The 8,423-nt window shown below is 37.3% G+C and carries 7 protein-coding genes and 2 pseudogenes; 6 read left to right on the top strand and 3 right to left on the bottom strand.

The features are described from left to right. Nucleotides 1-119, bottom strand: a 119-nt coding sequence (locus F9802_RS14100; RefSeq protein WP_191991985.1) for a VOC family protein, incomplete at its 3' end; no start/stop codon positions are given. A 448-nt stretch (nt 120-567) separates the two neighbouring features. Here F9802_RS14100 and F9802_RS14095 point away from each other — a divergent pair. Further along, nucleotides 568-1,440: pseudogene (locus tag F9802_RS14095) on the top strand (DNA/RNA helicase domain-containing protein); the annotation flags it as partial. Nucleotides 1,441-1,543: 103 nt separating this feature from the next. Here F9802_RS14095 and F9802_RS20160 read toward each other — a convergent pair. Further along, nucleotides 1,544-2,723: pseudogene (locus F9802_RS20160) on the bottom strand (hypothetical protein). A gap of 205 nt (nt 2,724-2,928) precedes the next feature. Between F9802_RS20160 and F9802_RS19975 the strand changes: the two are divergent. Then, the gene (locus F9802_RS19975) at nt 2,929-3,561 is read left to right on the top strand and encodes a DUF4183 domain-containing protein (RefSeq protein ID WP_225435360.1); all 633 of its coding nucleotides are present in this window, start codon (nt 2,929-2,931) and stop codon (nt 3,559-3,561) included. Nucleotides 3,562-3,673: 112 nt separating this feature from the next. Here the strand turns inward: F9802_RS19975 and F9802_RS14080 are convergent, their stop codons facing one another. After that, the gene (locus tag F9802_RS14080; protein ID WP_152153023.1) at nt 3,674-3,958 is read right to left on the bottom strand and encodes a DUF4183 domain-containing protein; all 285 of its coding nucleotides are present in this window, start codon (nt 3,956-3,958) and stop codon (nt 3,674-3,676) included. Between the two features lie 195 nt (nt 3,959-4,153). Here F9802_RS14080 and F9802_RS14075 point away from each other — a divergent pair, with 195 nt between their 5' ends. From F9802_RS14075 to F9802_RS14060, 4 genes are all read left to right on the top strand, one after another. Next, the gene (locus F9802_RS14075) at nt 4,154-4,384 is read left to right on the top strand and encodes a cysteine-rich CWC family protein (protein ID WP_152153022.1); all 231 of its coding nucleotides are present in this window, start codon (nt 4,154-4,156) and stop codon (nt 4,382-4,384) included. A 285-nt stretch (nt 4,385-4,669) separates the two neighbouring features. Beyond that, nucleotides 4,670-5,605, top strand: a complete 936-nt coding sequence (gene hprK, locus F9802_RS14070) for an HPr(Ser) kinase/phosphatase (RefSeq protein WP_152153054.1) — start codon at nt 4,670-4,672, stop codon at nt 5,603-5,605. Between the two features lie 359 nt (nt 5,606-5,964). Beyond that, entirely contained in the window at nt 5,965-7,260 is a 1,296-nt protein-coding gene (gene speD, locus F9802_RS14065) for an adenosylmethionine decarboxylase (RefSeq protein ID WP_152153020.1), read from the top strand. A 285-nt stretch (nt 7,261-7,545) separates the two neighbouring features. Continuing rightward, the gene (locus F9802_RS14060) at nt 7,546-8,385 is read left to right on the top strand and encodes a hypothetical protein (protein ID WP_152153018.1); all 840 of its coding nucleotides are present in this window, start codon (nt 7,546-7,548) and stop codon (nt 8,383-8,385) included. The last annotated feature ends 38 nt before the right edge of the window (nt 8,386-8,423 follow it).

Raw genomic sequence — 8,423 nt, 5'->3', positions numbered from 1 at the left:
TCTTGATTAACGGTTTTCTTTACTAAACGCATACCTAATACATAAGTGAAAAATTCATAGTTCTTTTCTGCACTACTTGTAATAGCTGTTACGTGGTGTATTCCTTTTAATTCGTTCATCATTTTACATTCCTCCAATTTAGTCACGGTAATTCTTCCTTTTATCTGACTCAAGGGATACTTAATACTATACTTTTTCCCATATGTTGAATTGGTTACCCGTTTTTTAGTTTGAATTTATCTTGAGTTAAAGTATCTTTAATTCGAGATAAAAATATCATGAATAAAACTTACTGTCAATAATTAAGAGTTGGAAGGAGAACTACCGTGATACATTCAGATAAATTAAAAAGATATTCAATCGATGAATTGCAACGTTCTTCAGTAGTAATGGAGTAAGAGCGAAGAAGCAGAAGAAGATTCTGATTTCAGATCTAAATCACAATGAACTTACAGGTACTTTCCAGCTGAACCGTGTATAATTAAATCAATAAATTTATTAAAAAGAGTCGAGGAGAATCCCTTTGAAAAAACTATATGAAAAAGTGATAGCATTTCGTGATGAGCGGTGGAAGCAGTAAAAGGGAAAGAAGCGATCGTTAAAACGGCGATGAACAGAAGATTGATTGAGACGACTCATCCATCTTACCAAGCATGGTCGTATGCATCACTTATTCAGGATTACAATGAGAATGCGCAAAATGAAGACATGGCGCTTTATCCTTGCGCTTACTTGCACAACTACTTGCATCAGGGAGAACAGGATCCGCTGACAGACCCTATTTATGATTATTATATCAAGCAGGCGCCTGTTTTTATTAAAGGACAAGCTAAGCAGCTCCGCGATTTTATTAAGCGCTATATTAAGGTCGGAGATAATATCGAAAAACTAAATGAAACGAATAACAAATCCCGTCTTGTAGCTGGTTACTGTTGGAATTGGGTCAAAGAAGGAAAGAATAATCCTGACCATTACGATATCGTTCTTCCGGAATTTAATTTTGAAATAAGCTGGAACCACGGCAATTCTGAAACGTGGGCAATTAATGAATACTCCATAAGAGAGGCGGGCTGCATTCATACATGTCAGGGATTGGAGTTTGACTACGTCGGTGTAATCATCGGAGACGATATGCGTGTAGAAAATGGTGTTGTAGTGACTGATTTCACAAAACGCGCCAAAACAGACTCTTCTTTAAAAGGCATCAAAAAAATGATGAAGGAGGAACCTGACAAGGCGGTGAAACTGGCTGACGAGTTGATCAGAAACACATATCGTACGCTCATGACCCGTGGACAGAAAGGGTGTTTTGTGTATTGCACTGATCCATCACTTGCTTTCTACCTCAAAGAAAGATATACAAACAGCAGCATGACTTATGAACAAAATGAGTTCTTTAAACCGTGGTCTGGAGTGGCGGAGGAGAGAGGGGAATATTAACAGTTATAAAAAATGATTGATTGAAAAAAGGGGCTTTTGAAACAGCCCCTTAACACTCTTATAAGCTTTAGTATCAATTTATATTTTCTTTTCGCCTCTTTTTTTAAAAAACATCCACTTGAATAACTGTATCTGTTATAGCGGTTCCAGCACTTGTCGTTACTTTTAATGAGAGGCTGTCTCCTGCTTGAAAAGAAACAGAAGTATTATTATTGATGTTGGAAGTTTGGGTACCAGTTAACGAAACGGTAAGAGGCGTATCAACACCATTTTTCCGAATGGTCCAAGCATCTGTATTAGAAATTCCAGGCCCGGTTAAAGATCGTATATTTAACGATTTCAAGAGACATTTTTGACTTAGTCGAATAAAGACTTCAGTGGTTGACACAGAAGCTGTTCCCGGTCGATAAAAACGAATTGCTCCTTTAGGTAAACTGCCCGGATCACTCCAAATAGTAGTAGAAGGCTGTACAACTGTAGAAAATCCTAAATTATTAGCGTTTGAACTGTATAAATTTGTAGTGCCAATAGTTAAAGTTCCGGCTGTTTGAGAAATATCGGCTGTAATTCCTTGAATCGTTGATGCCCGTATAACTAGCTGTGCTCCTGACTGGTTCACTTCAGCACCTATATATGAACCGCTCCCGCCTGCACTCGTTATTAAAAAATTATTGTCACGACAATTAAATCTATGTGCATTTGTGTTAACTAACAATGCCCGTTTTGTACCGAGACCAGCTGATTTTACTGTTATGACTGACGATCTAATAGCATCAATATTATCCAAAGGATTTCCTGTACCGAATGAATGAATGAATCCCGTAAACATTAGATGTACCAGTCGTCAAAGCAGTGGAGTTATCTGCTGTTAGAGACGTTGTTCGCAATTTAGCTGTTTGCGAGGTTGTTCCAGGAAAAGCCACTCCGACTAAATCAACATGATTTGATGAAGTTAAAAGCAAACTGACATCTTCTACTCTCGTATTCTCGCCCATGGTAACTAATGTTGTATTTGCCGTTACATTTTGTTGACGAATCGTTACAGTTGATAAACTAATCCCTCTTAATGAATTCCCCGGGGGCATAACTATTTTTTCATCATAAATTCCTGGATATACAAGAATGGTTATTCCGGCAGCACCTGATGTGTTAATAGCCGCTATAGCCCCGTTAATTGTTTTAAAGGGAGCTCCCCCAATAAAACCTTTAGAATCATCCCCTGACTTAGTGACCGTTGCTGTGTTAGGTCTAGATATTAATAATTTCACTATTCCTGCTGACATAGCGCAATCTCCTAATTTTAAATTCTTAAAATAATTACATTTTATAGTATGCATCCCACAGTGATTATAGAAACTGAAATATCTTACAGATAATTTTAGTTGAACCGAAACAAAAATTTACATACATCATTTTTCTAGCTTATAAGCACAGGCAATTTATCTAGTTGTTAATAAAATATAGTATTTGAATTAGGAGGTGAGTTTATTGAATTCGTGTCCGAACTGTGGTTTTAACGGTGATTTATGTAGATGCTCAACTAAGTATAACCAGTCTTGTAAGCAGTCGCCAAAAGCTTGTAATAATGCGTCTTTGTTCGATAATAAAAATCTTTGTTATGATAAAAAGCCTTATCAACGTTGGATAAAATGCAAAACGACACATCACACTCCCCGAAAAAGAGCGCGTAAAAAGAGCAATTGGCCCCGTTTTTATTCTTGTCCAACGCCAGAACCACCAAAAGAACCAGGTGAACCCGGGCTGCCTGGGCCACCTGGACCACAAGGAATGCAAGGACTACAAGGACTGCCTGGGCCAAGGGGGTTACCAGGACCTCCTGGACCGCCAATACCAGGACCCATACCAACAACGAATTTATTATACTTTACTTTTTCAGATGGGCAGAAACTTGTGTATACAAATAGTGATGGTTTGGAGCAATATGGAACAACGGAGATACTATCACCAAGCGAAGTTTCTTATATTAATTTGTTTATTAACGGCGTTATCCAACCTCAAAGTGATTACAAAGTTGAAGAAGGAAAATTAACCTTGCTGATAGATGAATCCCCTTCACAAGGTGCACCAATTACTCTTCAGTTTATAACCATTAATGAATGAATGGGCATTGTATGTATGACATCTCCTCTTGTCTTGAAGAATGAAGTGATGCATATAATCAAAAAAGGACCAATTTTCCTAAAGGAAAACCAGTCCAATAAATAAAGAGTAACTAGTTAACTACAACTTCAATAAGAATTGGTGTTGCAGGATCAAGTACATCGCCGCCCGGAATAGTTATAGTTGCAGTAGTAAGGGTTGAGGTATCGGCTGTTTGGGGCTGAGCGTTTATATATAAAACATAATAAGCTAGTGATCCCGGAAATGCTGTAGCAGCTGCACCAGCATCATCCGTAAAGGCTGTTGCTGCAATTGCAAACGTCGCACCTGTACCTGTACCATCTCCTATTGTGGCAGAAAATTTTCTAGAAGCCATAAAAGGTTTAATAATGGGCATTTATATTCATCTCCTTTAAAAAATTTGTCCCCCGTACTATTATCTTATTCCTCTAGCTTACTTTAGAAACGATTAAATAACCTAGTATATAAGTATATTTTTAAGTTAGATTAGAATCTTTTATATTTCTCCTAATTCAAAAGATGGGTGCTATGCTACAATAAGAAAAATTCAGCAAAAAACAGGAGGTAAAACATGACGAAAGGAATTGCTCTAGTTGAAAGCTGTCCAATTTGCAGTAAAAGCAATAATTGTTGTAATTCCATAGATAAATCTTTAGGTATATGCTGGTGCAGCCAGGAATTCTTTCCGAAAGAGATTTTTGAACTTGTCCCTCCTGAGCAATTAAGAAAAACATGTATATGTAAAGACTGTCTAGATCGGTTTAAAGAAGCTATGAAGAAAGCGGCGGTATTTAAAGGTTAATAAATAATGTTTAAGAAAAAAAGAAGACGCCTAATGAAAGGGGCATCTTCTTTTTCGCATATATATTCAAAAGGCAGGTTTGATGAAAAGCTTTCTATTATTCATGTTAAGTGTGGTATAATTATTCACTAAAAGGCGCTCCTTTCTTTGGATAGTCTGGTTGTTGTAAACCCTACTCTGCCAAAGGTTGAAGCATCTTTTATTTGTTGTCTTTAAAAACTAGGCTAATTATTTCAGATATATAATCCAAAATCAGAAACTAGTAAGGATGGGGGTGTAATGGACGTGAAATCAATAACTGTCGAAAATTTGGTTCGTAGGTTTTCATTGGAGGTATTAGCCGGAGAAAATCACCTGCATCGAACGGTCACGCAATCGCAGGCGCATCGCCCAGGTTTGGAATTCGTTGGTTACTTTGATTTTTTTCCAATGGAACGTGTGCAGGTACTTGGACAAAAAGAAATAACTTATTTACATACGTTAAGCCATAATGAACGCAAGCAAAGGATAGGTAATATCGTCAACTATCATCCACCTTGTTTTATTGTCACGGCCCAACAGGAAGGGCTCATGTATTTGACCCAATATTGCGTGGAAGAAGGAATTCCATTGCTGCGTACACGCGAATCGACTTTCGAATTTATAGCGAAACTCGATGCTTATATGGTAAAGACACTGGCACCAGAAATCGCGGTGCATGGGGTTTGTGTCAATGTGTCCGGAATGGGGATTTTACTGCGTGGCAAATCGGGCGTCGGCAAAAGTGAAACGGCGCATACGTTGATCGGCCGGGGGCACCGGCTAGTAGCGGATGATATCGTCGTGCTGAAAAAGCTCAGCCCGCAAACCCTTCTCGGTACTCACAATGAGAAGACGAAGGAGTTTCTTGCCCTTCGCAGCGTTGGGCTGTTAAATGTGGTACGCCTATATGGAAGAAAAGCCTTTCAGGATGAGACGCGGATTACGCTGGATATTGAACTGACCAAATGGCAGGACAATTCCTTGAATAACGAATTGGAGCTTGAGCCTAAATTTACGGAATATATGGGCGTTCGGATTCCTCATATTGAGATTCAGCTTCAGCCTGGTCGAGATGTGGCAGGGTTAATTGAAGCGGCGGCAAATAACTGGTATCTTAGGCAGCAAGGATACAGCGCTGCGGAAGAGTTTATGAAACGACTCGAACCTGATTTTGATCTTCCTAATTCTAGCCGGGAATGATCATTTGTATCCCTTCCTTGAGGAAGATGGGGCGATGCCGGCTAAAATACGACAATTTAAGCTGCCGTTTGGTAATTCAAATAGCACATTTTAGGAGAAAAGAGTCCAAGTTTAGATTGGATTCTTTTTTTTGTTATAGTAACGGATGTATTTGTTTGATTATCCTATAAAAGCCCAAATGTATGTCTTTTCGAATAAAAAATTAAGTAATGAGCACAGGCTTATCCAATGGTTTGGACATACAATATTTTAAGAAAGTGAGTGGGAATGAAGAAGGAGCGCGGGTGATTTTCGGATTAATTAGGAAAATTTGATTTAGTCATCCAATCAATTTTTAAATATAAAAAGGAAGTGATTTTATGGATTCGAAAGGACAACATCTCATTATCGATGCATTTGAATGCCAGTCTGGTATTTTGAATGATGCAGAACAGTTAAAAGAAATGCTCACGAAGGCGATCGATCTTTTAGGAATGGAAATTTTATCCGTACATTTTCATTCTTTTTCACCTCAAGGAGTAACTGGAGTCATTGGTATTTCAACTTCCCACTTTTCCATTCATACATGGCCAGAACATGGATATGCGGCTTTAGATTTGTATACATGTGGTAATCAAGATATATGGCCGACATTCAAAGATATTCTTCATAAAATGGGAGCTAGGCGTGTTGAAGTGTACGAGTTTTCGCGTGGAGAAGAATCAAAAAATACAACCGTAATGAAAAAACTAAACTTTACGCCAGACACTGAGAATGCCGAAAATGTGAACACACGAGAGTTATTTCAATTACAAGATAACCGAGGTAACGATTGGGATATGAAGCAATTAAGGGAAATAATTGCAGGGGAGCATGATATTCTTTACCATGGATCTAGTCAATATCAAGATATATTATTAGTTAAAGCTAATGATCTTCGCTTGTATTTAGATCAAGAGTTACAGTTTTGTTCCCTGGATGAAAGGTTTTATCATGAAGCGTTAGTTTATCCAGTAATGGAGCTGGCAGCGTCCCATGAACGTATTCTCATTTTAGGCGGTGGGGATGGTTTTGCCTTACGTGAAGTTCTTAAATATCCAAACGTAAAACATGTTGATCTTGTTGATCTTGATCCTATGATCATTCAACTTGCCAAAACTGAACCGGCACTATTAGCTCAAAACAATCGATCTTTTTTAGACAACAGAGTGCAAGTTCATATCGAAGATGCCAAGAAATATATAGCAGGGAAGTTGCAGCCATATGATGTGATTATTATCGATTTTCCAGATCCTGTTAACCCTGTCCTTAGCTCATTATATACAAAGGAATTATTTAGCCAGGTGGCTAGCCATTTGTCGAAAGATGGTACATTAGTTTGCCAATCTAATTCACCTGAAGATTCACCACAAGTGTTTTGGAGCATTGCTAAAACCATTAAAAAAGCCGGCCTCCATACTCTAGAATATAATGTCACTGTACCTTCTTTCGGTATATGGGGATTTCATTTAGCGGCACATAAAGAAATTACAAAGAAAATACCGGAAATCTCTGTTCCTCATCAAGCCCTTCCTGCCAACATGGAGCCTCTATTTAAGATTCCTTCAGAAATTATGTCCGTACAAAAAGATGCGATTGTAAATAGCTTAGATAATCTAAAATTACATGAGTTATGATGAAGAGGATATAAAAAGCTGGCATTAAATAGGCTTGTTCCCTATTTTATTTAGATGTTAGTTTAATAAATGTTGTTAAACGAGATCGAGCATTTTGAGAAGATAATGTTAAGTGAGAAAAGGGGCTGACTCAAAACTACGTGCTTTTTGTTGTTTCGAGTCAGCTTTTTTTACTTTTTTATTTACCTCCGTTAAAGTCATAATACGAATGGTGCTGAAATAATATAATTTTAGAACGATCGATCGTAATGAAGGTGATTTTTCGAGTTAGAAGGTGAAATAATAATGAAATTAATTAATGAGAAGGGTAGCTCTTGGGGATGCAAGAAAGAAAAAAGTAAGAACATAACACCTTTAGATTTTATTGAAATTCAAGAAAGATCTTTATTTGTTGGAGTTAGCATAGGCTCCAGTTATCACAATGAAAGAGATTGTGTTGTACTTATGTATAAAGATAGAGCACATTGGGAAATAAAAACGAATGAGAGCGAAGATGCGTTTGAATTCTTGTACCGTAATATTAAATTGTTTTCTAAAAACAGGTATAAAAAAGCGGTTGAATCTTTTTTAAAGGAATATATCATTTTCACGATAGGTGCTTGTTTAAGTCCTCCAGTAAAACCAGAATACTATATTCGCGATGTAGAACTTGAAAAAAATGGTGGTAGTCAAATCAATCAAAGATGGCAGTCGGAAATCTATCTTAAGATTAGTGATTGGCTAAATCATTTTCCAATATCGGGAGCATCAAAGAGAGTTTATTTAGAAACAAGCCCTCATAGCAATTTCCCGTTTGACGTAAAGGAAAGAAAAGAAGTTGAAGAAGAAAAGGCTTTCTTAGTAGAAGCATGTAAAAAGATAAATGAACTATCAAGCTCTACTCTAAATATTAGGGGATGGAATGAGGAAAATTTCAAGGATGAATATTTTCGAGATGCTTTTGTATCAATGCTAGTATCAATCACTTATGCTAGGTGGAAATCAAACGATAAATCAGGGAAGGATGACTTTCTGAAAGTAGTCGTGGATCATGATGGTGTATACTGGCTTCTTGATCACAAATCGCTCAATAATACAAATATTAATATCAATACGGAAAAGCCTCTTTCAGATGAAAGAGGCTAATTTAATTTATTTTCAAATGGGAAATAGTACAATCCTTT

Source organism: Bacillus aerolatus, from assembly GCF_009183655.1.
GTDB classification, from domain to species: domain Bacteria; phylum Bacillota; class Bacilli; order Bacillales; family Domibacillaceae; genus Pseudobacillus; species Pseudobacillus aerolatus.
The sequence above is the reverse complement of the archived record's forward strand: the minus strand, read 5'-3'. Positions and strand labels throughout refer to the sequence as shown.

What these genes read in the sequence shown, in the direction of transcription:
- F9802_RS14080 (WP_152153023.1), bottom strand. Translation starts at nt 3,958, where the DNA reads ATGCCCATTATTAAACCTTTTATGGCTTCTAGAAAATTTTCTGCCACA.
- F9802_RS14075 (WP_152153022.1), top strand. Translation starts at nt 4,154, where the DNA reads ATGACGAAAGGAATTGCTCTAGTTGAAAGCTGTCCAATTTGCAGTAAA.
- speD (WP_152153020.1), top strand. Translation starts at nt 5,965, where the DNA reads ATGGATTCGAAAGGACAACATCTCATTATCGATGCATTTGAATGCCAG.
- F9802_RS14060 (WP_152153018.1), top strand. Translation starts at nt 7,546, where the DNA reads ATGAAATTAATTAATGAGAAGGGTAGCTCTTGGGGATGCAAGAAAGAA.